The organism is Pseudomonas sp. KBS0707 (genome assembly GCF_005937945.2).
GTDB classification, from domain to species: Bacteria; Pseudomonadota; Gammaproteobacteria; order Pseudomonadales; family Pseudomonadaceae; genus Aquipseudomonas; species Aquipseudomonas amygdali.
The window spans coordinates 1,040,570-1,066,877 of the sequence record NZ_CP041754.1; the positions used below are offsets into that span (position 1 = coordinate 1,040,570).

Sequence of the window (26,308 nt, forward strand, 5' to 3'; positions counted from 1 at the left end):
TATTGAAGCATTGGAGAGGGCATACACGGGAGCGATGGTCGGGGGTAGACCCGGATGGAAACCAGAAACAAGAAAACCCGCACGAGGCGGGCTTCTTGTTGAATGACAGGCTTCAGCTGATTCTGTTGAAAAAGTAGCTCTCCTGTTTGGCCTGGGGCAAAATCACTCCATCGGCCAGCGGGAGAATACGCAGCATGATGGGACAGTTATCGAGTGGGCAGGAGCGGCTGTTTTACTCGTTCAACATTGAAGATCACATCCCAGCCAATCACCTCCTGCGCAGCATTGATCGATGCCTCGACCTCAGCGATCTGCGCCATTATCTCGCCGATTTTTATAGCCCAATCGGGCGCCCATCGATTGATCCCGAACTGATGATTCGCCTGTTGGTGGTGGGCTACTGCTACGGTATTCGCTCCGAACGTCGGTTGTGCGAAGAGGCTCATTTGAACCTGGCGTATCGCTGGTTCTGCCGCTTAAGCCTCGAAGACGAAGTCCCCAATCACTCTACGTTTTCCAAGAATCGGCATGGTCGCTTTCGTGACAGCTCGCTGTTTCGCTGGCTGTTCAACGAGGTGCTGCGTCGCTGCATGGACGCAGGTCTGGTCAAGGGCGAAGGGTTTGCGGTCGACGCCAGCGTCATCAAGGCAGATGAGTGGCTGGCGAGGCCGGGAATCAGCCGGCGTTACCTCGATTGGTAGGGATGCACTCAGGCAGCCCGAGCCTCGCTTTCAGCCAATCCCGGAATCGTCTTCACCACGTAACAACGTTGCGTGCCCAAACCGGGTAGTCGAACCAGAGTCGATGCTTTTCCGTCGTTCCCCGGCTCAATGACGCCGCGCTGCAGCAGCTCTTTGTTCACCGCATTGATGTTCATGCCCCGGAAGATCTCCGAGCGCCATGACTCGGGCAGCACGTAGTAGGTGTTTGTGGTGTGCAGGGAGTCGCCCAGGCCGTGCTCCATCGTCTTGCGAAAGCCCAGCCGGTCGATGGTGCGCGGCCCGTGTTCGTCTATCTTTGCCGCTGCCGATTCCCAGCGGGTAAATCGGCTCTCGCCGAAGCGCTCGATGACCTGGCGCAGTCGCGACACGATTGCGTCACCCTCGAAGTTACCGACGCCGCCACGCTCGTTCATCCATGCGTTGAGGCAAACCTGAGCAGCAGTGGTGGCAGTACCGTCAGGCCAGCCTGTTATCCCCATCGCAGTGGCCAGCTCACCCGCTGCGGCGGCGAGGCCAAAGCGAGCGGCGGCACGGTGAGCTTGTCCGCTGGCCGACGCAGGTAGGTGAGGCTCCTTGTACTGAGGAACCGCCACGGTCTGCCGCCAAGCAGATTAGGGTGGCGGATTGCACAGGATTGGCGGACCGGCGTACAAGGAGACCGGCGCACCCGAGGGTGCTCCTGCGCAACCCGCCATAACGCGAGAATGCGGGCACAAAAAAAGCGCCTGCAATCGTAATGGGGGCGCTGTTGCGCCTTGTACTGTTCGAGCCGCCAAGCCCGGTCGCTGAGTTCGCAGCGACGGCCAGAGAATAACGTCCAGTTTTGGGATGTGCAACTGTTTGAGCGACTTGCACTCGCGCTCGATGCGAAATACATTTGACGTGCATGTAGATTTACCTCAACGCCTCCGGTTGCCCCCGGAGGCGTTTTCGTTTTTGCGTGCGCCGAACCTGTGACGTGATAGCCCGGCGTTCTGGTTCCAGATCGGGGCCAGCAGATCGGGACGGGGAGGGCTCAAGCCGCCTTCGTTTCGGTGTCAAATAGCGGGGCAGGGACTTCGCCTTTCAGCCAGGCGAGAATTTTTCGATCTTCGTTACATCGACGGCGATGCATGACCGTCAGGTAGTCCCGACGCTCGGTAATGCTCTGCTCAATGTAAGTCGCCCGGTCTTCTTGCAGACGCATTTCGCGGTGTAGCTTTTCGCTGTTGGCCTGTTCGGTCGCGAGATCGGTGGCCACGTAGTCCTGCCAAAACTTCGACTCATTGGCGAAGCCACCAGACTGGTCGACCAGCCAGTAAGTCACCCAGTCATTGAGGCCGACCGTTCGCAATGCCTTACGGCGACCTTCCTTCATCGCGAAATGGCCAGTCCCATGACTTCGGGGTATCCCCCTAGTCCAAGCCACGACCATTTGCCGTCAGGTTTTTTGTAGCGCAGCTCCCATGACTTTTGGCCATTTGGCTTGACCCTAAAGTAAAGACCAGAGCTATCGAGCTCTCTATACGCTCCAGCCTCAGGCTCTAGACCTGCAAGGGTGGTGTCCGCGAGAGGGCGGCGCTTAATGTCTGCGCGTCTCATCCATGTATGCCTCAGTTCAATTAATATTGAAGCATACACGTGGGCATACACGGCTGGGAAGGATAAGGGTAGATAAGGATGAACAGCCAGATACAAGAAAGCCCGCACTAGGCGGGCTTCTTGGGGTTGTTTATAGACAACCGTAGACGTCTATAAACAGGTACTTGGTGGCTACACAGGGACTTGAACCCCGGACCCCAGCATTATGAATGCTATGCTCTAACCAACTGAGCTATGTAGCCAAGTGGCGCGCATTATTCTCGGAGAACGCATATGTGTCAAGCGTTGTTGTGAAAAATAATTGCGTGCGATCAACCGGTTAGCTGGCTGCCCTCGCGCAAGGCACGTTTTTCGGGCTTTTACCGGAACAGGGTGTCCATCAGCTCCATATCATCGAATTCTTCTACCCGCTCCAGCATCTCTGCCATGTCGCGCTGATCCCTGAGCCAGGCTTTAAGGCTTTTCGGGTCAGTCAGTGCGTCCAGTTCATCCTGCGCGTCGTCGAGGTGTTCACGTATGGCCTTGAGCTGCTTCGCACATTTTGCATTGACCGTCTTGGGTCTGATGTCCTCATAGGGGTCCATCAGGAATTGTTCCCGGATCAGCATTTTGCGGTCGTGGATTTCGTCTTCCAGCTCTCTGAGTTGTTCGCTCAGGATACGGTTGAAGTGTTTTAGGCGTTTGTCGGTGATGTTGTCGATATGCGTCTGGTCGATCTGCTCGATCTCCATTTGCATTTGCAGCAGCGCCAGCAGGTTGTCATTTTCGTACGCTTCGTTGACCCGTTGCATGAGCGCCGTTTTCCGCTCGCGCTCATCGGCATCCTGCTCGCGGTCCGGGTGCAAGGCGCTGGCCAGTTTGCGGTAGATTTCGCGCAATGACTGGCTGCCTTCCGCCTCTTCCTGTTCACGGCGTATTTCGCTGGCAGTGGGCTTCTTCGGCTGTTGGGTGCTTTGCGCCTGTTCGGCCTGCTCGCGCAGTTTCTCTTCAATGTGCTGGGTCACATCATCTATGGAGTTCAGGTCGACATCGTCTCCCAGTTCCACGCCCAGCTCTTCTTCCAGTGAGGATTTGAAAAACTGGTTTTGCAGGCGCTCATCCTCGTCGTAATCGCTGCCGGTGTATTTGAAGTAGAGCTGCTTCAGTTCTTCATCGTGTTCGCCGCCCATGAGCGACATGGTCATGACACAGATGATCTCCAGTAACGTGGCTCTGTCTTTCTTGCTCAGACGGAACTGATCGAAGGCCACGTCGAGCAGGCGCAGTTTGTTAATCTCGTTCTCGGCCTGCTCGCTGATCATCGGGACCAGCTCTTCAATCCACAGCTTTTCGCAGGTTGTTGAAATAACGAGCCACTGCTGCAAAAGTTTGCGCCTGGCTTCGAGCTTTTCCATCAACGTGTTGAATTTCTTCTGACCGGCGCTCAGTTGAGGCCTGGACGGTTGCGCGACGATACGCGGTGAGGCGGGCGGTGTGGTCATGGCAAGACCTCCTTGACGAGGGGACCGCTAGGACAGGTTCAATCGGTTTGCCGAAGTTTACGTTTCCAGTGCCCTGTTCGGGATGAATATTTTGCTGCCCTGAAAGAACCTTCCCAGCCTCGTGTACGGTCCGGTTCTTGCTTCAGTGTCGGTGATACGTCAATTGCTGCGCCATATGGTACGAAAACCCATCATCGGCCGTGCTTTTCGTACCAATGTGAGGCGACACGTATCGCCATTGAAACAAGAACATGGCATTTTGCTGTTAGCGTTTTTTTTAAAAAAGCATCGCCTCTGTTTGCTCAGATCCGGCAGGTGTTCACGGGGAGTCGCAGGACATGAACAGTCTTCTGTCACCAGGCATGCGCCTGATGGGACATTTTGGTTTTGCTCGCAAGTTTCAGGTCTTGTTCCTGCTGTTCATGTTGCCGCTGGCGGGCAGCGCATGGGTCATCACCAAGGAGTACAGCAACAAGCTCGATGTCATTTCCGGCGAGCAATCGGGCGTGCGTCAGTTGCTGGCACTTGATGATCTGAATATTGAACTGGCTGCCCAGCGCGACCATGCCGCTCGCTGGAAGGCTGCCGACATTCTGCGCGAGCCGACCCCTGCCGCTAAAGCTGCAATGGCCAACGTCGATGCAGGCATCCCGCGTATCAGCAAAGCCCTGGAAGGCGTTGATGCCGCATTGAAGCGCGAAAACGCGCCCGCCGACACGATGACCCGTTTCAAGGCGCTTCAGGCGGCAGTCACTGGTCTGGACACTGCGTCATTGCGTACAGTGGGCTGGTGGCCTGATGGTTATGAGCGCTTCACGACGGTGTTGAACCTGGTTCAGGCGCTGCGTGAGCAGATCGCAATGGACAGCGGGTTGATTCTCGACCCCTGGCTTGAAACCTACATGCTCATGCAGCTTTCCACCCAGCAAGTACCGGATCTGATCGAGCGTATCGGCCGCCTGTCGAGTGTGGGGCAAACGTCGGTGGCGTCGGGTCAGTTCAGCCTGCAGAGCCGCTTGCAGATGCGCGATCTGCGCGGTCGGATCGATGATTCCAAGGATCAGATGCAGAAGGCTGCCAGCCTGCTGTTATCCAAGCTCCCCGAGCAGTCGCAGCCTTGGGCCGACAAGTACAATGCGGTCAGGCAAGTGCTGGAAACCGAACTGAAGGTCATTGATGACGGGGTTTTCGGCGGTAGCATCAAACTCAAGCCGGAAGAGTTTGAAAAGAGCATCGACACCTTGACCGGCAGCACGGCAGGTCTGCGCAGGCAGTCGCTTGATGCGCTCAACGGCCGTCTCGATTACTACCATGAAACCTCCAATATGGAGTTCATCCCGATGGCGGTGATCTTCTGTGTTCTGGTGATCATGGCCATCTATCTGTTCGCCTGCCTGCAATCCTCGATTCGCAACAGCGCCAGCGGCATTACCACGCTGGCTGAATCGCTGCGTGACGGCAATCTGTGTGTCGAAGTGGCCGTGCAGGGGCGTGACGAGCTTGCCGCTATCAGCAGGGCGCTCAATGTCGCGGTTGTGCAGCTGCGTAACAGCCTGCTGGGCGTCAATCAGGAGACCGTGCGTGTCGGCGATGCAGTGCTGACGCTGAATGCTCAGTCCAGTGGGACGCTGACCGAGGTCGAAGACCAGCAACAGCAGATCAGCCAGATCGCTGCGGCAGCAACCGAGCTGGCCGCTACTTCTCAAGGTGTGGCCAGAAGCTGTGAGCAGGCATCTGAAAGCGCAAGGCATACCCGGCGTATTGCCGAGCAAAGCAGCCAGGACAGCCAGCGCACCACCGATAGCATCCAGCAGCTCAATCAGCGTCTGACCGAAACCGCCGCCGCCCTGGGCCGGGTCAGCGAGCAGGGCCAACAGATTCAATCGGTGGTGGACGCCATTCGCGGTATCGCCGAGCAGACCAACCTGCTGGCGCTCAATGCGGCGATCGAAGCGGCGCGGGCAGGTGAGCAAGGGCGCGGGTTCGCTGTGGTTGCCGATGAAGTGCGCAGTCTGTCGCAACGCACGCAGGCCTCGACCGCTCAGATCGCCGGGACGGTCGACAGCTTGCGCTCCACCGTGACTCAGGCGGTCAACCTGATGGAAGCTGCCTGCGTACAGGCCGTCAACGATGCGCAGTCGGTAACCGGCCTGGGGGTTCGTCTGGGCGAAATCGCCACGGCAGTGCAGGGCGTTACCGATACGCTGGCGCAAATATCGACGGCCGTGGAAGAACAGGCATCGACCGCCGACGAGGTCAGCAGCAACATCCAGCAGGTCGATCAGGCAGCCGGGCGTTTGCTGGAAGGTGCGCGAGCGGTCAATCAGGCAGCGGATACCCTGAGCCAGGGCAGTCGGGCGTTGAATGACAATACGGCGCGATTCCGGCTGGGGTGATGCTTCACGCTATCAATGAAAAGCCCCGCTGGTGGGGCTTTTCATTGAATGGCGCGCGAGGCATTCACTTCAGCAGGTTTTGATAAACCTGTACGGTCGATGCGCACATTCGCTCGGCAGTGAATAGCTGCTGGAACCGTGCAAAAGCGTTTTCCCCGAAACCTGAAGCTTCGCCCGGGGCTTCCCACAAGCGACGCATCGCTTCGCGCAAGGCCAGCGGATTTTCTGGTGGTACTGCCAGCCCGGTTTCTTCGTCAATGTTCACGTAGGTAGTACCCGTGCCAATCTCGCAGGAGATCATCGGCTTGCCGTACATAGATGCTTCAAGCAGCGAGATACCGAACGCTTCCGAGCGCAGATGGGAAGGGAAGACCAGCGCATAACACATCTGTAGCAGGCACGCCTTGTCTTCATCATCCAGTCGGCCGAGAAACAGCACGTTGCGTAACTGCAACTTCTCGGCCTGCGCCTTGAGCTCTGCCTCCTGAGGCCCGCCACCCAGAATAACCACCGGGTAATCAACGCCCTCCAGAGCACTGAGCAGCGTATGGAGGCCTTTGTAATAACGCAGCACACCGACGAACAGGAAGAACCTGGCGGGCACACGCTGCTGCCATTCTGCTCGTTTCTGACTTGGGACCAGCGGATACGCCGACTGATCCAGTCCGTAAGGAACCACCACAGTCTTGTCAGCGAAAGGCTTCAGGGTTTCGCTGGTCCGCAGGTAGTTGGGCGAGGCCACCAGAATGCGGTCCATGCGCTTGAGAAACTGGTTCATCAACGGGCCGTACAGCTTCAGCAATGTGCGCTGCTTGATGATGTCCGAGTGATAACTGAGCACTGTCGGTCGGCCATGGCTGGTGGCGAAATGCACCAGATCCATCAATGGCCACGGAAAATGGAAGTGGACCAGATCAGCCTCTGCGGTCATTTCCCTGAATTGGCTGAAGACCCTGGCGGAAAAGCCGGTAGACGCCAGATTGAAGTTCTCCTTTACCCGCGTGACCTGATGGTCGCCGACCTGCAGGCGAGCGGGGGAGGGAGACGGGCTTAGCGTCAGCACCTGACTTTCCACATCGAAAGCCCGGCAGCCTTGTGCGAGCTGGAAAATGACCTGTTCTATCCCGCCGGTAGTGTCCGGGTAGTAGGTTTTGAAGAAGTGAAGAACCTTGATCATCGTCTGCCTGATTCAGCCATGCGTGCTGAGTCTTTCACCACGGGCTTTAAGGGTGTTTAAAAAGGAAAGGCCTGTCTACCAGGTAGACAGGCCTTATTTTGTAACGGCCCACCAATCAAGCGGAGGGCAACATCCAGCTCAGTGTTTCCCGAAGCGGCGGGGTCTGCCAGTCGTGGACCAGCGCGCGCAGGCGAGCGTTGTTCCCACACAGGGTTTTGACCTCATTGGCCCGGACGAACGCAGGGTTTACCTGAACGTCGATATCCTGACCAGTGATCTCCCTGCACATGTCGATCACCTCACGCAGCGAGTACGTTACACCGGAACTGACGTTGATCGTCTGCCCCAGCGGGCGGGCTTCCAGCAGGCCGCGATAGGCACTGACAACCGCACGCACATCGCTGAAGTCACGCCACACATCAAGGTTGCCCAGCTCGATAGTGCTGGCCTTGCGTGTGAAGTGCGAAACGATCTTGGGCAGCAGAAAGTTTTCTGCCTGCCCGACGCCGGTGTAATTGAACGGCCTGGCAATGACGATGGGCAGTTTGGCATGCCAAAGGCTGGCCATATATTCCATCGCCAGTTTGCTCACGGCGTAGTCATTGGCCGGTGCAGGCTGAGTTGTTTCATCCAGCATGCCAGATGAAGCATTGCCATAGACATTGGCGCTGCTCGCCAGCAACACGCAGTCAGGCACCTTGCCGCAGGCATCAATCGCTTCAAGCAGGTTGCGGGTGCCTATCAGGTTGACCTGATAGAACGCGTCCGCTGCGCCATGCCCGACGAACGCCAGCGCCGCAAGATGCACGACGATATCCGGCTGAGTGTCTGCCAGCAGCTTGCGAAGACCGGCCACGTCTGCCAGATCCACTTGATAGTAGCTAGGGCTGTCGGAAGGCTGACTGCCGACGCCAAGGACTTCACAGCCCTGGGCGGCAAGCTCGTTCGCCATGAAACGGCCTGTAAAGCCGTTGATTCCGGTGATCAGTGCGCGCTTGCCGGCAATACTCATCAGAACGAAAAGCCTTTTTCATTACGACGCAGATCCGCTTCGACCATCATGCGGCACAGCTCTTCCAGATTGGTCTTCGGTTCCCAGCCCAGGACTTCCTTGGCTTTTGCAGGGTTACCGATCAGCAGCTCGACTTCGGTTGGGCGGTAGAACTTCGGATTGACCGAAACCAGTACCTTGCCAGTGTCTGCGCAAATGCCTTTTTCCGACTCGGCTTCGCCTTCCCACTTGATGGTCACGCCAGTGGCCTTGAATGCCATGCTCACGAAGTCGCGTACGGTTTCAGTGCGGTTGGTGGCCAGGACGAAGGTGTCCGGCTCATCAGCCTGCAGCATGCGCCACATACCTTCGACGTATTCCTTGGCAAAACCCCAGTCGCGCTTGGCGTCCATGTTGCCCAGTTCGAACGACTCGATCAGGCCCAGTTTGATCTTGGCAACCGAATCGGTGATCTTGCGGGTCACGAACTCACGGCCGCGCAGTGGCGACTCGTGGTTGAACAGAATGCCGCTGGTGGCGAAGATGCCGTACGACTCGCGGTAGTTGATGGTCATCCAGTGTGCGTAGAGCTTGGCCACGCCGTACGGGCTGCGTGGGTAGAAAGGTGTGCTCTCTACTTGCGGAATAGCCTGAACCTTGCCGAACATCTCGGAAGTAGAGGCCTGGTAGAAGCGGATCTTCGTGTTGACGATACGGATGGCTTCCAGCAGGTTGACCGCGCCAATGCCGGTGATTTCGGCAGTGGTCAACGGCTGTTCGAACGACACACCCACGAAGCTTTGTGCCGCGAGGTTGTAGACCTCGGTAGCGCCGGTGGTTTGCAGCAAGCGAATGCTGGCAGACAGGTCAGTCAGGTCATACTCGACGAGATGCAGATTAGGGTTGTTCTGAATCCCGAGCTCTTCGATACGCCAGAAATTGACAGAGCTGGTACGGCGGTAGGTGCCGTAAACGGTATAGCCTTTTTCGAGCAGCAGCTCAGCCAGGTAAGCGCCGTCTTGACCAGTAATGCCGGTAATGATTGCTTTCATGCTAGATTTTTTAACTCCATCAAAGATCGGGTGCCCCAGATTGTTCACGGGGGGCTTGTGCTGTATTCGAGGCGGCTAATGATACAGGTTAGCAAGCGTGTAGACGACTGCTGCACCCGGTTGTCTGGCAGATATTATGCCAATTTGAACACCGCGCCCCTCTGCTATCGACCGCTTGCCGTAATTATTAATGTGGCCAAAGGGCATTACCCTGACCTGATCGTTCGTCGCCACTCATAACGGTGCGGATGCGCAGGTGTTCTCCAATTGCCTGATTTTCAGATGGATTTCATCATTTTTCGCCGACAGGATTCATGAATAATTCGTCTGCAAGGTGCCGATTTATAGACTAAACGGTGACTATTTCAGCGAAGGCGATATAGTGCGCCCCCAGAAACCTTTTTCTGTTTTTTGCGTTTCGTCGTCAGGTGAAACCATCGCCCCGCGCACTGTCGTCGGGACCTTGCATGTTAACTGCACGAAACAGGAACACTCAGGGTAAGCACGACTTCACCCTTTTCAGGAGTCATCAATGTTGGAGCTGTTCAGAAGCCTTTGGGGTTACCGGGGATTCGTCTTTTCATCTATACGTAACGAGTTTTCCGCACGATTCTCCCGTAGCCGCCTGGGCGGGCTGTGGATGATCATCAACCCTCTGGCACAGGTTGCGATCTACGCGCTGGTTCTGTCCAACGTTCTGGCAGCCAAACTACCCGGCATCGATAACAAGTACGCGTACGCGGTCTACCTGATGGCGGGCATGCTGGCCTGGAGCTATTTTTCGGAAATCATCGGTCGTTGCCTGACGCTGTTCATAGACCAGGGCAACTTGATGAAGAAGATGCGCTTTCCGCGCATTACATTGCCGGTGATTGTCGCGGGTTCATGCCTGCTCAATTATGTCCTGCTGTTCGCTGCGATACTGCTGGTCTTTGCTGCACTGGGGCAATGGCCGCACTGGCAAATGCTCTGGTTGATTCCGCTGACCCTGGTCGTGACTGCCCTGGCCGTCGGCCTGGGTCTGATCCTTGGCGTCCTGAACGTATTTGTGCGCGATGTTGGCCAGGTGATCCCGATTCTCTTGCAGGTCTGGTTCTGGTTCACCCCGATCGTGTACCCGCTCAACATCATTCCCGAGCAATTCAAAAGCGTCATGGGCATCAATCCCATGTTCCCGATCGTCAGTGCTTATCACGATGTTCTGGTTTACGCGCGAGCGCCTGATCTGCAAAGCATGGCTGTAACCGCTGCGGTTGCCGTTGGCCTGATGCTGTTGGGGCTGTTCATGTTTCGCCGTGCAGCACCGGAAATGGTGGACGTACTATGAGTCTGTTGACTGTCAAGAATCTGGGCAAGGCCTATCGTGTTTACGCCTCCGAGTTTCAGCGTATAGGTCGCTGGTTCGGAATAAGCACCAAACCCAAGGAAGAACACTGGGTCCTCAAGCACGTCAATTTCTCGATTCATGCCGGTGAGGCCATTGGCATCGTCGGGCAGAACGGCGCGGGCAAATCAACGCTGTTGAAGATGATCACCGGTACCTTGCAACCAACTGAAGGCAATGTTCAGGTCAATGGGCGCATCGCTGCAATTCTTGAACTGGGCATGGGCTTTACGCCTGACCTTACAGGTCGGCAGAACGTGTATCACGCTGCTGGCTTGATGGGCTTCAATGCTGACCGTATTGACGAAGTCATCAAGGAAATCGAAGCGTTTGCCGAAATCGGCACATACTTCGACGAGCCAGTGCGCACCTATTCCAGCGGCATGCAAATGCGTGTGGCGTTTGCCGTAGCCACTGCGATCAGGCCCGAAATCCTGATTGTCGACGAAGCTCTGTCGGTCGGCGACAGCTATTTCCAGCATAAAAGCTTTGATCGCATTCGCGAGTTTCAGCAGCAGGGCACGACTCTGCTCATTGTTTCGCACGACCGCGGCTCGATCCAGGCCTTGTGCAATCGGGCAATCCTGCTTGAAAAAGGTACCGTCATAAAAGACGGCAAGCCTGAAGAGGTCATGGACTTCTACAATGCCCTGATCGCTGAAAAAGAGAACGCAACGGTTCAGCTTCGCGAACTCGAAGACGGTTCGGTACAGACGCGGTCTGGTAGTGGCGAAGCTACCATCGGCCCGGTGACTCTACATAACGCTGCTGGCGAGCGTATTGAATATGTTCCAGTTGGCGAGTCGGTGTCCTTGCGCATCAATGCCAAAGTAAACAGTGCAATTCCCGAACTGGTTGTGGGTTATCTGATCAAGGATCGCCTGGGCCAGCCGGTCTATGGGACCAATACCCATCACATGGGCTGCAAAGTCAGTGATCTGCAGGCGGGCGAATCCCTGGATTACTCTTTCAACTTCACGGCCAATCTCGGGCCTGGCTCGTATTCGGTTGCCGTGGCACTGCATACAACCGACAGTCATCTATCACGCAACTATGAATGGGTGGATCTAACGCTCGTGTTCAACGTCGTCAATATTTCACAAAGTGAGTTTGTCGGAATGGCCTGGTTGCCACCTGTCGTGGAGTGCAGCCGATGAGTATTCCGTTCTACCGCGCCTTTGAAGATCGTTATCGTGGCTCGCGTGAGCTGATTCATGAGCGCCAGCAGGTTTACATACCATTCCTTGAGCCGTTGAAGCAAATGTATCCAGAGCGTTCTGCTCTTGATATGGGGTGCGGACGCGGCGAGTGGCTGGAAATTCTGATCCAGAACGGTTTTCAGGCGCTTGGCATCGATCTGGATGCTGGCATGCTAGAGGCCTGTAAGGCGTCAGGGCTTCCTGTTGAAAATATTGATGCGCTGGAAAAACTGAAAAGCCTGCCGGATGAAAGCCTGACCGTTGTATCAGGCTTTCATATCGCTGAGCATATTCCGTTTGATTACCTGAAAGTATTGGTAGCCGAGGCGCTTCGGGTGCTTAAGCCCGCCGGGCTGCTGATTCTCGAAACGCCCAACTCAGAAAACCTGGTGGTCGGCACGCAGACGTTTTATCTGGACCCCACGCATAACTGTCCGATACCACATTTGCTGTTGAGCTTTCTGGCTGAATACTCCCGGTTCGGCCGTTCGCAACTCCTTCGTCTGCAAGAATCGTCCGCGCTGGCCGAAGGTGGTCCTGTCGACTTGTTCAGCGTGCTGCACGGTGTCAGCCCTGACTACGCGATCGTCGCGCAAAAACAAGCAGCGCCTGAGCAGATGCAGAAGTTCGATGCTGTTTTTGATAGAGAATACGGCCTGTCGCTTGAGTCAATCTCCAGACGTTATGACGCTCAGATAGCAGGCTGGGTCGAGCAAAGTCATGTGGCCAACGCCGAGTTGCGTGAGCAACTGAGTCAGGTCCAGCAAAAGGGGCAGGATCTTGAGCTTGCCGTCCGTGCCCTGGAAGAAAATAATGATCTGGAAATTCGGGTAGGCGGTCTGGAAGCGCAGATACGAGAGGCAACGCTACGTGCGGAGTTGGCCGAGTCACGGTTTCATAATGTCCAGCTGAATCAGGATGTCGCTCTGCTGCGTGCCCGTGAGGCTGAGCAGCATCTGAGTCAGTCGCTTTCGGCGCTCCAGCACGTTCAGGCTCAGGTGGAGCAGCTACAGCAGGATGCTGCGGCGCATAAGGTCTCTGCTGCACAAGCCCAACATCAGGAGCTGCATGATCTTCATGTTCGCTTGAACGACTCGCTGATCAATGCACACCACTGGTGGCTCAAGGCAACTGCTTACGAAGCGCGTATTAACGAGCTCGAACACAGCAGGTCCTGGCGCATCACCCGGCCTCTGCGTGTTTCCGCCAAACTTTCCGGCACAGCAGCAAGGTTGCCATTCAATGTAGCCAGGCGCGCAACGCGCTCGGTACTGGCTCGTTCATTAAGGTTCGTTCTGAACAGGCCGGGTCTGCGGACGCGCCTTGCCAACAAGGCCCGTGCATACCCGAGCCTGTTCAACAGCGTCCGGCAATTTGCTTTGCGCCACGGAATTATTCAGCCTCAGCCTCATGAGGTGAGTCCTGTTACTGCGGTAACAGAAGCATCTGACGATGGTTTTCCAACTGCAAGCCCAAGAGTGGCGCGTGTTTATTCTGATTTGAAGCTGGCTTTTGAGCGCAAGGAAAACCGTTAATGCGTATCGTCATTGATCTACAAGGCGCTCAGTCTGAAAGTCGTTTTCGCGGTATTGGCCGTTACTCTCTTTCCCTGGCCCAGGCCATGGCGCGCAATGCCGGAGAGCATGAAATCTGGCTGGCACTCAACAACTGCATGTCCGAGAGCATTCCGGACATCAGGGCAGCGTTCTCCGGGATTATCCCGGAAAGCCGAATTCGTATCTTCGATGTGCCCAGTGACGCCAACCCCACTCCCTGGGTGGCGCGAGCATCCGAAGTTGTCCGAGAGTCCTTCCTGGCCTCGCTCAAGCCAGACGCAGTGTTGGTCAGTAGCCTGTTTGAAGGTTACTGGGCAAACGCCGTAACTTCCGTCGGGGCTATCCCCGCGTCCTATCAGACGGCCGTTATTCTTTATGACCTGATTCCGTTCATGAATGAGGATGTCTATCTCCCTACGGCGGAACTGAAGGATTACTACCACCGTAAAATAGACTGGCTGAAGAAAGCCGATACGCTGTTGGCCATTTCCGACTCCTCGCGCCAGGAAGCGGTTACTCACCTGAGCATTGATCGGGCGAAAATAGCCAACATTTCAGCAGCCATTGGCGACCAGTTCATTCCAGATGAAGTGAACCTGAGCAAAAGCACGGCGATGCTCGCGCGCCTAGGCATCAAGTCCGAATTCATCCTTTACGCACCGGGCGGGTTTGATCCTCGTAAGAATTTCGCGCGGTTGCTTGAAGCGTATAGCTTGTTGCCCCAAACCCTGAAGAGCCGTCATCAGTTGGTGATCGCCAGTAAGTTGCATGCCCAGCAGAGAATGGAGCTGCTCGCGTTTGCAGAGCAATACGGAGTCAAATCTTCGGAGCTGGTGCTTACCGGTTACGTCAATGACGCTGATCTGATTGCCCTGTATTCGTTGGCCAAACTGTTTGTCTTCCCGTCCACGCACGAAGGTTTCGGTCTTCCGGTACTGGAAGCCATGGCATGCGGTGCTGCTGTTATTGGTTCCAACTGCAGTAGCGTTCCGGAGGTCATCGGCTTTGCTGATGCGCTGTTTGATCCGCTGTCGGTCAAGTCCATCGCTGAGAAAATGATCGAAGGACTGGAAGACGAAGGCTTCCGGGGAAGATTGCTTGCCAATGCCAGTGAGCAATGTACAAAGTTCTCGTGGGACGAGTCCGCCAAAAAGGCCATTGCTGCCCTTGAGCTCAGGCATTCCCCGATTGTTGACGACACCATTGATCAACTTGATCCGGGTGCCGAGTTGCTGGAACGTCTGGTTTCGCTATCGGACAGCGCGCCTACGGATATCGAACTGTTCCAGATCGCAAAAAGTATTGCTTTCGATTTCGTCGGGGCCGATCAGAGACAGTTGCTGCTGGATGTATCCAGCATCGTTCACAGTGATGCCAAGTCAGGTATTCAGCGCGTTGTGCGCAGCCTGCTTCACGAGTTTCTGAACGAGCAGCCCGCAGGCTTGAATGTTCGACCGATCTATTACGCAGACGGCCAGTATTACTATGCCAATGCTTTCGCCTCGCGGATCTATGCGCAATTCCCGGAAACGACCGACGCCATTATCGATTTCGCTCAGGATGACATTTATCTGTCTCTGGACCTGAACATGCATTTGGCCAGCCAGCTCTATCCGCTGCACAGCCAGATGCGTCAGATGGGTGTGCAAGTCAGCTACATCGTCTACGACCTGCTGCTGTTCCATCGCCCTGACTGGTGGGTGGCACCTAACGCCGAGTTGTTCAACGACTGGCTGCAGAAAATCAGTATGGTCGCGAGTAACCTGATTTGCATATCAGGCGCCGTTGCAGATGAACTCAAGCAATGGCTCGCGGACAACACAGACAAATGTGCCGGCAACAAGCCGACTGTCAAAAGCTTCCACCTGGGCGCCGATATCGACAACAGCATGCCTTCAGCAGGTTTACCTGATGATGCGTGGGACCTGTTGGCACGCTTGGCGCAAAAGCCGAGCTTTCTGATGGTAAGCACCATTGAGCCGCGCAAGGGCCATGCACAGACACTGGCTGCTTTTGAGACGCTTTGGGAGCAAGGCCAGGATATCAACCTGGTGATCGTCGGCAAAAGAGGCTGGCTTGTCGACGAACTTGTTGTGCGTCTCGAAAACCACCCTGAAAAAAGCAACAGACTTTTTTGGCTGGAAGGCATCAGTGATGAATACCTCGAGAAAATCTATTCGGCGACGACTTGCCTGATTGCTGCCTCTGAGGGTGAAGGATTCGGGCTGCCATTGATTGAGGCTGCTCAACATCACATGCCAATGATTATTCGCGATCTACCCGTGTTCAGGGAAATTGCCGGTGAGCATGCGTTTTATTTCCAAGGCATGGCCGCACGCGAGCTGGCCGCCGCAGTTTTGGCCTGGCTGCAGCTTTTTGAACTTGGCGAGCACCCAACATCAGTGACAATGCCGTGGCTCACATGGGAAGAGAGTGCACAGCAGCTTCTCTGCGAGATCACAAAATAATGTGGAAGGCGCTTTCCAGTCTGAATCCTGGGTCGTTCAATTGTGAGCGTGTGCTCGAAGTGCGAGGGACCATTGCAACGGTGGCTTAGACAGTCACTGTGCATTTTAGACGGTGCAAGTTTTCGGCATCACCCTTTGGGCTCACTGGGACTCCCGTGTCCTTTATCTCCACAAAGCTGCGATAGCCATGTATTCTTGATGGCTAATTTTATTGTTCATGCCCTTGGTTTTTGTTGATCAGGGGCGAGTTATTCTCACAACACCGATGGCGTAGGAAAATGACATCCAGACTGAAGTTCGAAGACAGCCTTGCTGGAAAAAAGGTTTTGGTCACCGGTCATACCGGGTTTACCGGAGGGTGGGCATGTCTTTGGCTGAATTCTATCGGTGCTCAAGTTGCAGGGTATTCGCTCGCTCCTGAGACCAAACCTTCTCTTTTTGAAGAGATAGGTCTTGAAGACGATGTCACCAGCGTGTTGGGTGATATTTGTGATTTTGACAAGCTGCTGCAGGCTGTCGAAGCCTTCCAGCCGGATTTGATCTTGCATCTCGCCGCTCAACCCCTCGTTCGCAGGTCTTACCGCGAGCCCGTGCAGACGTTCATGGTCAACGCTCAAGGGACTGCGCACGTTCTTGAAGCGGCTCGGCTGGTAAAAAGTGTTCGCGGCGTGCTCTGTGTCACAACAGACAAAGTCTATAAAAACAACGAATGGGCATGGCCGTACCGCGAAAACGACCCACTGGGCGGCAAAGATCCTTACAGTGCATCCAAAGCCGCTGCGGAAATGATTATCCAGAGCTATGGCGCTTCCTACCCCTTCTCTCAAGGGCTCGGTCCTGCCATCGCTACCGCACGGGGCGGCAATATAATCGGCGGCGGGGATTGGTCTGAAGACCGTCTTATTCCTGACTTCGTTCGTGCTGTGAACGAAGGGCAGGTCATGACCCTTCGTTACCCTGATGCCACACGGCCCTGGCAGCATGTTCTGGCACTCGTGCACGGTTATCTCGTCATTCTTGCAGGGCTGCTATCTGAAAACCCGGGCCGTGTTGCTAAAGCCTGGAACCTCGGGCCTCAGGAGCTCAAGCAGTATTCGGTCAGAGATGTGCTCGAACTGATGAGTGCTGACTGGCAGCGTCCGAATCTCGAGTTCATGGACAACCCATTGCCTGAGGCAGGCGCATTGGCGCTGGACAGTTCAATCGCGAGAAATCAACTGAACTGGATTCCGGTGTGGAACACGGAAGAAGTTGTGGAGAAAACCGCCTCCTGGTACCGGGATTTCTACGCCCTTCCAGGTAGTGCCCGGGCAATCACACTCGCTCAAATCGATGGGTGGCGAGCGGGCATTCAGGAATGAATTTCATCATAGGCAGCCGCGGTCGACTCGGGCAGGCAATCGCTGAGCAATATCCTGCGAATGAAGTAACCTGTATTGATCGAGCTGTCTATGAACGATGGGCTGAGCCTGATTCAATACCGGCGATTACCACCTATTTTTCGAAATGTGCGCAGGTTGGTGCTGTGGTGTACATCTGTTCCGGTTTGCTTGACCCTCGGCTACCGGCTCAGCAGTTGCACGACGTAAACTTCAGGCTGCCACACAACATAATCACCGCTGTCTCTTCCGCAGGCGTAAGGGGTGTCACGTTCGGAACTGCAATGGAACGAACGCTGACCTCCAATCCATATGTACAAAGCAAACTGTTGTTGAGTCAGTTTGTGGAAAGCGTTGGGGGTGGCGACCTTAGGCCCGCTCATATCCGGATTCATACACTTTACGGTTTGGCCGAGCCAAGCCCTTTCATGTTTCTCGGACAGATATTGAGTGCTCTGCGTGCAGGCACACCTTTTGAGATGACCCAAGGTCGGCAACTGCGTGAGTATCATCATGTGATGGACGATGCTGTGGCCATCAAGTCGTTGGTGGATAATCGTGTCGAGGGCATCATTGAGTTAAGCCATGGCATGCCTGTCAGTCTTGGTGACCTCGCCAAGGCGATTTTCAAGGCATTTGACAAAACTCATCTACTTCGCCTCGGTGCGTTACCTGAGCCGACTCAAGAGAATTTTGGCCACGTCTTTGAGCGCCCTGAAGTTCTAGAGGGCCTCGTGTTTCGCGACAGCACAGAGTCGGTAGTTGATTATATGAAAAAACAGATAACCGCTTGAGTGCAAAATTCGTCATGGAAAATTTAATGTCAGGCAAGCGCCCCTTGGTATCAATCTCGATCCCGGTGCTCAATGAGTCGGGAAATATTGAAGCCCTTTACAGTCGGCTGGACGCGCTTGCGACCAGGATGAAAGACCGGTGTGATCTGGAGTTTGTATTTTCAGATAATCACTCCGATGACAACACGTGGATGATGCTGGCAGAGCTGGCTGCGAAAGATCCAAGGGTCAAGGCCATTCGCTTCTCTCGAAACTACGGTTTTCAGCGTTCTATTCTCGCCAATTACATGCACACCAAGGGCGATGCGGTGATGCAGATTGACGCCGACCTTCAAGACCCACCGGAAATGCTCGAAGAGTTTTTTGCTCGCTGGCAGGAAGGCCATGAGGTGGTTTACGGGGTCCGTCGCAAGAGGCCGGAAGGTTGGTTATTAAACAACTTTCGTCGCCTTGGGTATTGGGCAATCGATAAAGTGAGCGAGCACCCAATCCCGCGTGACGTCGGTGATTTTCGTCTGATTGACAGAAAAGTCGTTAATGTGTTGCTCAAGACCAAGACCGCCAACCCGTATCTCAGAGGAATGATCGCGGGTATTGGCTTCAACCAGACGGGCATCCCTTACGATCGGGATGCGCGTATTGCAGGTGTCAGCAAATTCAATATCAGCCGGCTGCTTCAGTTGGGTCTGACGGCGGTTTTCAACCACTCGACAGTGCCGCTTCGTATGGCTTCTTTCTTGGGATTGATAATTCTGGCTGTCAGTGTTTTGGGCGCTCTTTATTATGTGTTGTTGCGCCTGTTTCATCCAGAACTGCCGCCTGGGCTGGCCAGTATCCATATTCTGGTTCTCTTCGGCATCGGCCTGAATTCTTTTCTGTTGGGCATCATCGGTGAATACCTGTTGCGTATTTATCTCGTGTTGCGTGCAGACCCCGTTGCTGTCATTCAGCAAAGTCTTAACTTTGAAACTTCCGATCTCAAGTTATAAGGAGAAAACATGAAAGCTGTAATTTTGGCCGGTGGCTTGGGAACTCGCATCGCGGAAGAGTCGGACACCAAACCGAAACCAATGGTAGAGATAGGCGGCAAGCCCCTGCTTTGGCACATCATGCGCTCATACGCTAATCACGGTATCAAGGATTTTGTCATCTGCCTGGGCTACAAAGGCTATGTGATCAAGGAGTTTTTCTCCAACTACTACAATCACATGTCGGACATGACGATTGATCTTGCAACCGGGGATCAAAAGATTCTGAACAGCCAGGCCGAAGACTGGCGGATTACGTTAGTCGATACCGGAGCTGAAACCATGACCGGCGGGCGCCTCAAGCGCGTGGCTCCGTATCTGAACAATGAAACCTTTTGCCTCACGTATGGCGATGGCCTTTCAGACATTGATATCAGTGCAGAAGTTGCGTTTCACCGTCAGCATGGAAAACTGGCGACGGTGGCTGCCGTGCAGCCTCCTGGGCGTTTCGGCGTGCTCAACATAGATGCCGAGAACAATGTGTCCAGCTTTTCTGAAAAGCCTGCCGATGAAATTGGCTGGATCAATGGCGGATTCTTCGTCCTCGAGCCAGAGGTCATCAAGTATATCGACGGCGACAGCATCTCCTGGGAACGCGAGCCGCTGACTAATCTTGCCAAAGACGGCAACCTCTGCGCCTTTCAGCATCATGGCTTCTGGCAGCCCTGTGACACCTTGCGCGACAAGCGCGAACTGGAAGCGTTGTGGGCGACCAACAATGCCCCTTGGCGGATTTGAGATAAACATGACACAGAAGTCGCAGACCAAAGAGAGGCGCTGGATAAAACATGTGATTGGCGGGGGCATCACGCTCATTTGCCTTATCGCAATTTTTCGTCTGGTGAAGTTCTCGGAGGTTATGGAAGCACTTGAGCATTTCCAATGGCGCTACCTGATACTGGGAATTTTGTCGTTGGGCTTCGGCTATGCCGTGCGTATCTTTCGATGGTCTGCCATGCTTTCTGCGACAGGGACCCACGTAGGATTCAAGAACTGTGCGGCACCTTTTCTGGGCGCTATCGCGCTCAATAATGTGCTGCCGTTGCGGTTGGGCGACGTCGTGCGCGCTTTGGTATTTCCTTATGCAATGGGCGTCACCAAGACCGCAGCGACTACAAGTCTGGTTGTGGAAAGGCTTATCGATCTGGTCACTCTGTTGGCCTGCCTGGCGCTCGGCGTGCTTGCCATACAAACGATAGAGGTGCCCCCGGCACTGCGACAGACTGCTGTCATTCTTGCCTTGTTGGGCGGTATGGCTCTTACGGTCGGATTTTTCTTTTCCGGCAGCTTCGCGCGTCTGTTTAATTCATTGGCAGGCGAACAGTCAGGCTCTGTCAAGCCCTCCAGGCTGCAGCAGATTTTTCACGCCGTCGGGGGACTTTTCGCGAGCTTCGATGTGATGTCGCGGCCTCGCATACTTGGCACGATGCTTGGTTTGTCAGTGCTTGTATGGGTTGGTGAGGCGGGCTTGTTTTATTTTGCACTGATGGGCCTGGGGTTGGACGCGAGTCCTCTTATGGCCTTGCTGGTAATGGCAATCGCAACGCTTTCTACCTTGGCACCTTCGTCACCCGGCTATGTAGGTCCGTTTCATCTCGCGGCGTTCACTGCCGTCACGCTTATTGGTGGTTCTGCTGCTCAAGCAGGCAGCTACGCGATAATTGTACATCTGGCCCTCTGGCTACCAACAACGATTGTTGGGGCATTGGCGATATGGTCGCGCCCTGCGTTATTCAAAGCAGCGCGGACATAATTATGAAAAATTCTACCTTGGTAAATGTAAATGAATAACTATGATGTGGTGATAGTGGGAGGCGGTTTCACAGGTCTCACAGCTGCTTACGTGCTGTCGAAGCAGGGCAAGCGAGTAAAGGTTATTGAAGCTGATTCCACGCCAGGCGGATTGGCCGGGATTTTTGAATTCAACGATGGCGTTCGCGTAGAAAAGTTTTACCACCACTGGTTCAATAACGACGTCTTTGTACCGGAACTGGTCAAGGAACTGGGGCTGGAAGGCGATGTTATTCTGCTCCCAACGCGAACCGGCATGTACTTCAATGGAAGAATGTGGAAGCTTTCCACTCCCTTGGATTTGCTTCGCTTCAAGGCGCTCTCCCTTGTAGACCGCATACGTCTCGGGCTTCTTGTTTTTCAGGTCCGCCGTATCAAGGACTGGAAGACAATCGAGCACCTGAGTATCCGCGAGTGGCTGGAAGGCATGTGCGGCAAGTCTGTTTACAAGGTGGTCTGGGAGCCGCTGATCAACTCCAAGTTCTCCGTTTATGCAGAGGCCGTCAACGCTGTCTGGATGTGGAAGAAGCTGGTATTGCGCGGCAGCACGCGCAACGATAAAGGCGGCGAAGAGCTTGCTTACTTCAAAGGCGGTTTCGGCCGACTTGCAGAGGCGCTCGTATCGGCCATTCGTGCCAATGGCAGCGAGGTCGTCTTCAACTCCAAAGTCACCGGTTTGGTCACCGCAGGCAAACAGCTCACTGCCGTCACTACCGAGGATGGTGAAGTGGCGGGCAACAAGTTTTTGTTCACGCCTTCGTTCCCATTGATTGCGGACATGTTTCAGAACTCCGCAGACGATGCGTGGCTGGCAAAATTGCGCAGGGTCAAGTACCTGGGCAACATGTGCCTGGTGCTGCGCCTCAAGCACAGCCTGTCGGATACCTACTGGCTCAATGTCAATGATCCGGGCTTCCCGTTTGTGGGTGTTATCGAACACACCAACTTTGACACGCCGGAAAATTACAAGGGCACGCACATTGCCTATCTGTCTCGCTACCTGGCCACTGAAGATCCAGTGTGGGCCTACAGTGACGATGAGTACCTTGATTTCGCCCTCTCGCATTTGAAGCGGATGTTCCCTCACTTCGAAAAAGACTGGGTCGTCGATTTCAAGGTCTGGCGTTCCGAGTATGCTCAGCCAGTAACCGAGCGTAATTACTCTCAGTACGTACCTGATGCATCCACGCCATTCGATAATGCGTTGATTTCGACGATGGCTCAGATTTATCCAGAGGATCGGGGAACGAACTACGCCATTCGCGAAGGTCGTTTGATCGCCCAAAAGCTGTAATCTGAAAGGGATCGTCTGAGTGAATCAAGTGAAGTTATTACCGTCGCGATTTTTCTGCTATACGCTGCTTCTGGTGACAGGGTGGTTGTTGGTGTCAAATATTGATGTGCTGAGGAGTCAGTCTGTCGATTTGGCACATCACTATGCGCTGGCCTATCGTATAGCTGAAAATTTTAATCTGGTAAACTCAAACGATCCTACGTTAGGAGAGATGAATTACTACCCCAGGCTCAGCCACATAGTGGCTGCGATAGTCGGCTGGCCACTGCACTCGACATTCCTGGGGCTGCAGGTAGTCTCTTTGCTGTCGCTTGCTGCCATATGGGGTGCTTTTATCTATATGCTTAACACGCTTCCCAGGCGTGTTGCGCGGGCGTCCACGTTAACGCTTGTTTTGCTGCTGGTAGTCAATAGGTACGTATTCCATTTCGACGTACACGGCGGGGAGATAGTAGGCAACTACTTCTACTCCCAACTGGTAGGTCAGGCCGTCGCTATTCTAAGCATGGCTGTCGCTGTTTTTCTTGAGGTACGCAGAGGTAGAGGCACAGCGTATGTCTTTTTGATCGGTGTTATCGCACTCAACACAGGCGTTCACCTGCTGCCAACTCTGGAACTGCTTGGCCTCTTGGGCGGGCTGGTTCTGTTTAATGCGTATTCAGACTTTCTTGAAAGGGAACTCAGTGTTCCTGCTGCAGTGGCCAGTCTTCTGATTCCCATTGTGGCCTTGGCCGGAGTTGTTTTAAATCCTGCCTTCTCTTCAATGAGAAAGATTTCAGAAAATGACGGAGCATTGAGCTTTTTCAATATTACTTATCCGACAGGCGTTGCAACGCTGTGCGTGTTGGGGGTTATTCTTTCAGTTGTGCTGTTAACGCTGTATGTAAAGAATAAACCGGCGCTGGGTTATCCGGCTGTAAAGTACTTTGCTATCTATGGCGGGGCTGTATCGTGCCTGTGCTTATTGCAAATGGTACTTGTGAAGTTTGGAATGGGCTCGGATTATGCGGTAAAAAAGTATGTATATGGCATCGTTACCCATCTCTTTGTCTCGCTGGCGATTCTGATAGGTTTTGTATTTTGTCGCAAAGCATCTGGAGATTTGGACACCTCGAATAACTATTCTCCAGCATATGCTCTGTTTGTCGCCATCAGCTTTTATGCTGTTTTCAAGGCGTCGATACTGTCTCCTGAAGCTTACGATCTCTCGGAGCTGGTGCAGTTGGAGAAAAAAATGGATGCGCTGGCGCTGCAGTTGCCTGCTACCGAGAATGGAGAAAATGATGTGGTTATCGGGCTGGAAGGTAGGTCGCCCGTTTTTGACTACCTCTTTTCGATCTCTATTTTCAAAACGCAGAGAGAATTGGCTATATCAGATGTGCTCATTGCTAACGCATTGCAGGATTACGCCAAGTACAGTCGAGTCATTACAAGCGCGGGTGTCAAGAAATATGACACGAAAGAATGCCGGACGTTCTCAGGCGGCGGTGTGTCAGTGTCCAGTGCGCAATGTTTGTCAGAACGGGCAAACGAATCAAGCTATTGCCGCGGGCGTGTCGACTTCTCAACAACCGGATTGGTTGACCCGCGGCGTTTGAAGGGTTTTGGTTCGGCAGAAAGCACTGGAGCCTGGATCGTAGGAAGTAGCGCCGAGTTTAATTGTATTGTCGATGCTCAGTCTCCTAGTGTGATGGTCATAGACTGGCGTCCGTTTGTGAGCAGCAAGCATCCAAAGCAAGCAGTAAAGGTTCTTGTTAACGGTGTGGAGCAATACAGTTCGGTGTTGACCGATGCGTCAGGGACGGCTACAGAAATTAACCTGCCGCGTCTAGACAGTGATAGATTGGTTGTCACTTTTTCGACGCCTGATTCAGTCTCCCCTCAACAATTAGGTATGAGTGAAGATGCACGCTCTTTGAGTCTGTTCATAAAGGCCGTTACCTTCAAGTAAAGTAGTACCCTGGTTGATACAAGAGCGGTCCAACACTGCCCGACAATCATTGTTCGGGCAGTGTGGTTTTTTCGGCAGCTCATGACTCTTTTAAATGCTCTATTTGCAGACTTTTCAGCTGGACATACCCTTTTCCGGTAGACCAGCCGCCCAATCCAAACGACAACCTGAATGGTTTGCCATCCGATGTAAAATATGCGGTGACAGGCTTATTTGTCGCAGTCGGTTCGGTTATTGCGTAAATTATGCTGTTGCCATGAAATGAAAGGTGCCCCGCATTGTTGTCGGTTTTTTCAGAAGTGGCTACCCAATTCAACGTCGCTTTTATCCTGTAGGACCCTGCTGGTAGCGTCAGTTCCTGGGATAGAAAACCAGCATCGGTAAACGCTTCGGACGACACGCGCAAACTTCCCTTATCGAAAAGCGCTGCGCCGTATGGTTCGAACGCTAACGCACCGAGATTGATAACAACAGTTCCTTCTATTTTACCGATCTTCTCAAAGTCTTTGACGTCTACAACAATGCGCTCATTCTTTTGAGTAAAACTTATGATGCACTGGGTAGGTTCTGTTTGGACGCGCCACCCAAATATAATTGACCAGAATGAAGGCGTTATACTAAAGGTCTTACCACTCCGGTAAACAGCAGATACTGCACCCAGCACAGGTTCCCAAATGGGTTGATTCATATTAAGGGTCGGAGTGCCCGTACAGCTATGTATTGCTTTTTCTACGTCGGTATATAAGCGTGCTATTTTCTCGTCGGGTGTTTTGGCTATGACAGTCGCGTTATTTATCTGCGTATAATGTATTGCTATAAAAAACACGCTTGCCAGACTGCCTGCGATAGTCAGTGTGGTAGCTGTGTGGGTGTTCGAACTTTTCTGGTTTATAAGTAATAGGCCTTGCAATACGATAAATACACTGATCATCGGAATGAACGTAATGCTGTGATGCAGTATGGGGCCCGCGACTTTTGATAATGCATACAAATAGGTTGTCAGTTGAATCAGAACCAGGCATCCCAGTATCAGCGCAGGTTTATTATTGTTTTTCCACGCTGCAAGGGTGCAGAAAATCGAGGCCATGATGGTCAGTAACCCCAAATACAACGGCACACCCCCCGGTTTTGCGTCGCCATAACTCAAAGCGCTCCCTTGCATGGGTTCTCCCATCAACACTGCAAGCGCATGAGCGGCATCGAAGAGTGAATGGTCTGAGCGTGGTCGTGATGTGAAGAATTCGAAAATTTTCGAGAGATTATGGAGCTCATGGAGTGGCGGTAGCCAAGTGATGGCGAATAAAAGGGCGGCGGCTATCCACAGTAGTATTTCTTTTCGTTCAGGTCGTTTATATAAAAGTGAGCCTGCCAGCGTGCTCAATCCCAGCACGGCCGCGGGCATCCAAAATGCAACGTGCATTTGTGTAACGCAACTCAGCATTAAAGCAAACAGTGGGATGAAGTAACTGTGTTTTTGTATGATGGCAACGGACATGCACAGGGCAAATATCCAAGGGAATATGGTTGAGTAGGGTAGATGTCACCGCCACTGTAAAAATGCCCCCCTAACGCCAACCTAGAATTGACCCCCCTGGGTAAAACTGGCGGCTTTGAGCTGCCAATATGTTGACCCAGGAGCAGTCTGTGGAAATTAAAGTGTTGGCCCGTCAGGGCCATGGCATCAAATTCATCGCCCGTGAGCTGGGTATTTCGCGTAACACCGTGCGCAAGTACCTGCGAAAGGCCCGGTCGCTACCCAGTGACAAGGTGAGACCCGCACGTCCGTGCAAAATCGACCCCTTCAAGCGCTACGAGCAAGGCAGCCTGATCCTCACGAGTAACTTGCCGTTTACCCAGTGGGCCGGAACCTTTGCGGATGATCAAACACTGACAGCGGCCATGCTGGACAGGCTGTTACATCATGCCCATATCGTGCAGATGACAGGTGAAAGCTATCGACTCAAGGACAAGCGCAAAGCAGGAATCAAATCTTCCCGGGCCGAACCGGCTCGAAAATACGAACCCGAGGGGGGTCAAAACTAAGTTGGCGATTTAGCACGGAAG

17 protein-coding genes, 1 tRNA gene and 5 pseudogenes are annotated in these 26,308 nt (G+C 53.8%); 14 read left to right on the forward strand and 9 right to left on the reverse strand.

Going from position 1 to position 26,308, the window contains the following annotated elements; translation table 11 throughout:
- Positions 1-194: 194 nt before the first annotated feature.
- Positions 195-698: pseudogene (locus tag FFH21_RS04860) on the forward strand (IS1182 family transposase); the annotation flags it as partial.
- 11 nt (positions 699-709) lie between these two features.
- Here FFH21_RS04860 and FFH21_RS04865 read toward each other — a convergent pair.
- The 5 genes and pseudogenes from FFH21_RS04865 to FFH21_RS04890 all read right to left on the reverse strand — a co-directional run.
- A pseudogene (locus FFH21_RS04865) lies at positions 710-1,285 on the reverse strand (hypothetical protein); the annotation flags it as partial.
- A gap of 452 nt (positions 1,286-1,737) precedes the next feature.
- A pseudogene (locus tag FFH21_RS04875) lies at positions 1,738-2,100 on the reverse strand (hypothetical protein); the annotation flags it as partial.
- Positions 2,094-2,303, reverse strand: a pseudogene (locus FFH21_RS04880) (Arm DNA-binding domain-containing protein); the annotation flags it as partial. The pseudogenes FFH21_RS04875 and FFH21_RS04880, both read right to left, overlap by 7 nt.
- A 165-nt stretch (positions 2,304-2,468) precedes the next feature.
- Positions 2,469-2,545, reverse strand: a tRNA-Met gene (locus tag FFH21_RS04885).
- A 117-nt stretch (positions 2,546-2,662) separates the two neighbouring features.
- Positions 2,663-3,784: a J domain-containing protein gene (locus FFH21_RS04890; RefSeq protein ID WP_011167808.1), complete on the reverse strand. Its 1,122-nt coding sequence runs from the start codon at positions 3,782-3,784 to the stop codon at positions 2,663-2,665.
- A 1,370-nt stretch (positions 3,785-5,154) separates the two neighbouring features.
- Here FFH21_RS04890 and FFH21_RS30995 point away from each other — a divergent pair.
- Entirely contained in the window at positions 5,155-6,180 is a 1,026-nt protein-coding gene (locus FFH21_RS30995; RefSeq protein ID WP_371217773.1) for a methyl-accepting chemotaxis protein, read from the forward strand.
- Positions 6,181-6,244: 64 nt separating this feature from the next.
- Here the strand turns inward: FFH21_RS30995 and FFH21_RS04900 are convergent, their stop codons facing one another.
- From FFH21_RS04900 to gmd, 3 genes are all read right to left on the reverse strand, one after another.
- Complete coding sequence (locus FFH21_RS04900; protein WP_011167810.1) at positions 6,245-7,357, reverse strand: glycosyltransferase family 4 protein; 1,113 nt, start codon at positions 7,355-7,357, stop codon at positions 6,245-6,247.
- A 115-nt stretch (positions 7,358-7,472) separates the two neighbouring features.
- Positions 7,473-8,369 (reverse strand): GDP-mannose 4,6-dehydratase, encoded by an 897-nt coding sequence (locus FFH21_RS04905; RefSeq protein ID WP_004660897.1) that lies wholly within the window; start codon positions 8,367-8,369, stop codon positions 7,473-7,475.
- Entirely contained in the window at positions 8,369-9,400 is a 1,032-nt protein-coding gene (gene gmd / locus FFH21_RS04910) for a GDP-mannose 4,6-dehydratase (protein WP_004660895.1), read from the reverse strand. The genes FFH21_RS04905 and gmd overlap by 1 nt, the downstream gene beginning before the upstream one ends.
- 532 nt (positions 9,401-9,932) lie before the next feature.
- Between gmd and FFH21_RS04915 the strand changes: the two genes are divergently transcribed.
- The 11 genes from FFH21_RS04915 to FFH21_RS04965 all read left to right on the forward strand — a co-directional run bounded on the left by FFH21_RS04915 (position 9,933) and on the right by FFH21_RS04965 (position 24,244).
- Positions 9,933-10,727: an ABC transporter permease gene (locus tag FFH21_RS04915; RefSeq protein WP_004663883.1), complete on the forward strand. Its 795-nt coding sequence runs from the start codon at positions 9,933-9,935 to the stop codon at positions 10,725-10,727.
- A complete protein-coding gene (locus FFH21_RS04920) occupies positions 10,724-11,941 on the forward strand; it encodes an ABC transporter ATP-binding protein (RefSeq protein WP_004660889.1) in 1,218 nt (405 codons plus the stop codon). The genes FFH21_RS04915 and FFH21_RS04920 overlap by 4 nt, the downstream gene beginning before the upstream one ends.
- On the forward strand, positions 11,938-13,518 hold the full coding sequence (locus FFH21_RS04925) for a bifunctional 2-polyprenyl-6-hydroxyphenol methylase/3-demethylubiquinol 3-O-methyltransferase UbiG (RefSeq protein WP_004660887.1): 1,581 nt from the start codon (positions 11,938-11,940) through the stop codon (positions 13,516-13,518). The genes FFH21_RS04920 and FFH21_RS04925 overlap by 4 nt, the downstream gene beginning before the upstream one ends.
- The gene (locus FFH21_RS04930) at positions 13,518-16,007 is read left to right on the forward strand and encodes a glycosyltransferase family 1 protein (RefSeq protein ID WP_011167811.1); all 2,490 of its coding nucleotides are present in this window, start codon (positions 13,518-13,520) and stop codon (positions 16,005-16,007) included. Before FFH21_RS04925 ends, FFH21_RS04930 begins: the two co-directional genes overlap by 1 nt.
- 278 nt (positions 16,008-16,285) lie before the next feature.
- On the forward strand, positions 16,286-17,368 hold the full coding sequence (gene rfbG, locus FFH21_RS04935) for a CDP-glucose 4,6-dehydratase (protein ID WP_011167812.1): 1,083 nt from the start codon (positions 16,286-16,288) through the stop codon (positions 17,366-17,368).
- Positions 17,365-18,180: an NAD-dependent epimerase/dehydratase family protein gene (locus FFH21_RS04940; RefSeq protein ID WP_011167813.1), complete on the forward strand. Its 816-nt coding sequence runs from the start codon at positions 17,365-17,367 to the stop codon at positions 18,178-18,180. The genes rfbG and FFH21_RS04940 overlap by 4 nt, the downstream gene beginning before the upstream one ends.
- A 26-nt stretch (positions 18,181-18,206) precedes the next feature.
- The gene (locus FFH21_RS04945) at positions 18,207-19,169 is read left to right on the forward strand and encodes a glycosyltransferase family 2 protein (protein WP_011167814.1); all 963 of its coding nucleotides are present in this window, start codon (positions 18,207-18,209) and stop codon (positions 19,167-19,169) included.
- A 9-nt stretch (positions 19,170-19,178) separates the two neighbouring features.
- Entirely contained in the window at positions 19,179-19,946 is a 768-nt protein-coding gene (gene rfbF / locus FFH21_RS04950; protein WP_011167815.1) for a glucose-1-phosphate cytidylyltransferase, read from the forward strand.
- On the forward strand, positions 19,927-20,961 hold the full coding sequence (locus FFH21_RS04955) for a lysylphosphatidylglycerol synthase transmembrane domain-containing protein (protein WP_011167816.1): 1,035 nt from the start codon (positions 19,927-19,929) through the stop codon (positions 20,959-20,961). Before rfbF ends, FFH21_RS04955 begins: the two co-directional genes overlap by 20 nt.
- Positions 20,962-20,991: 30 nt before the next feature.
- Complete coding sequence (locus FFH21_RS04960; protein WP_011167817.1) at positions 20,992-22,293, forward strand: NAD(P)/FAD-dependent oxidoreductase; 1,302 nt, start codon at positions 20,992-20,994, stop codon at positions 22,291-22,293.
- A gap of 28 nt (positions 22,294-22,321) precedes the next feature.
- Positions 22,322-24,244 carry a hypothetical protein gene (locus FFH21_RS04965; protein ID WP_041924736.1) on the forward strand — a complete coding sequence of 641 codons (1,923 nt, stop codon included), beginning with the start codon at positions 22,322-22,324 and terminating at the stop codon, positions 24,242-24,244.
- Positions 24,245-24,323: 79 nt separating this feature from the next.
- Here the strand turns inward: FFH21_RS04965 and FFH21_RS04970 are convergent.
- Positions 24,324-25,781 (reverse strand): annotated as a pseudogene (locus FFH21_RS04970) (hypothetical protein); the annotation flags it as partial.
- A gap of 86 nt (positions 25,782-25,867) precedes the next feature.
- Here FFH21_RS04970 and FFH21_RS30450 point away from each other — a divergent pair.
- Complete coding sequence (locus tag FFH21_RS30450) at positions 25,868-26,287, forward strand: ATP-binding protein (protein ID WP_011167820.1); 420 nt, start codon at positions 25,868-25,870, stop codon at positions 26,285-26,287.
- The last annotated feature ends 21 nt before the right edge of the window (positions 26,288-26,308 follow it).

What these genes read in the sequence shown, in the direction of transcription:
- FFH21_RS04940 (WP_011167813.1), top strand. Translation starts at nt 17,365, where the DNA reads ATGAATTTCATCATAGGCAGCCGCGGTCGACTCGGGCAGGCAATCGCT.
- gmd (WP_004660895.1), bottom strand. Translation starts at nt 9,400, where the DNA reads ATGAAAGCAATCATTACCGGCATTACTGGTCAAGACGGCGCTTACCTG.
- FFH21_RS04900 (WP_011167810.1), bottom strand. Translation starts at nt 7,357, where the DNA reads ATGATCAAGGTTCTTCACTTCTTCAAAACCTACTACCCGGACACTACC.
- FFH21_RS04920 (WP_004660889.1), top strand. Translation starts at nt 10,724, where the DNA reads ATGAGTCTGTTGACTGTCAAGAATCTGGGCAAGGCCTATCGTGTTTAC.
- FFH21_RS04915 (WP_004663883.1), top strand. Translation starts at nt 9,933, where the DNA reads ATGTTGGAGCTGTTCAGAAGCCTTTGGGGTTACCGGGGATTCGTCTTT.
- FFH21_RS04925 (WP_004660887.1), top strand. Translation starts at nt 11,938, where the DNA reads ATGAGTATTCCGTTCTACCGCGCCTTTGAAGATCGTTATCGTGGCTCG.
- rfbG (WP_011167812.1), top strand. Translation starts at nt 16,286, where the DNA reads ATGACATCCAGACTGAAGTTCGAAGACAGCCTTGCTGGAAAAAAGGTT.
- FFH21_RS30450 (WP_011167820.1), top strand. Translation starts at nt 25,868, where the DNA reads ATGTTGACCCAGGAGCAGTCTGTGGAAATTAAAGTGTTGGCCCGTCAG.
- FFH21_RS04905 (WP_004660897.1), bottom strand. Translation starts at nt 8,369, where the DNA reads ATGAGTATTGCCGGCAAGCGCGCACTGATCACCGGAATCAACGGCTTT.
- FFH21_RS04960 (WP_011167817.1), top strand. Translation starts at nt 20,992, where the DNA reads ATGAATAACTATGATGTGGTGATAGTGGGAGGCGGTTTCACAGGTCTC.
- rfbF (WP_011167815.1), top strand. Translation starts at nt 19,179, where the DNA reads ATGAAAGCTGTAATTTTGGCCGGTGGCTTGGGAACTCGCATCGCGGAA.
- FFH21_RS04945 (WP_011167814.1), top strand. Translation starts at nt 18,207, where the DNA reads ATGTCAGGCAAGCGCCCCTTGGTATCAATCTCGATCCCGGTGCTCAAT.
- FFH21_RS04955 (WP_011167816.1), top strand. Translation starts at nt 19,927, where the DNA reads ATGCCCCTTGGCGGATTTGAGATAAACATGACACAGAAGTCGCAGACC.
- FFH21_RS04930 (WP_011167811.1), top strand. Translation starts at nt 13,518, where the DNA reads ATGCGTATCGTCATTGATCTACAAGGCGCTCAGTCTGAAAGTCGTTTT.
- FFH21_RS04890 (WP_011167808.1), bottom strand. Translation starts at nt 3,784, where the DNA reads ATGACCACACCGCCCGCCTCACCGCGTATCGTCGCGCAACCGTCCAGG.
- FFH21_RS30995 (WP_371217773.1), top strand. Translation starts at nt 5,155, where the DNA reads ATGGCCATCTATCTGTTCGCCTGCCTGCAATCCTCGATTCGCAACAGC.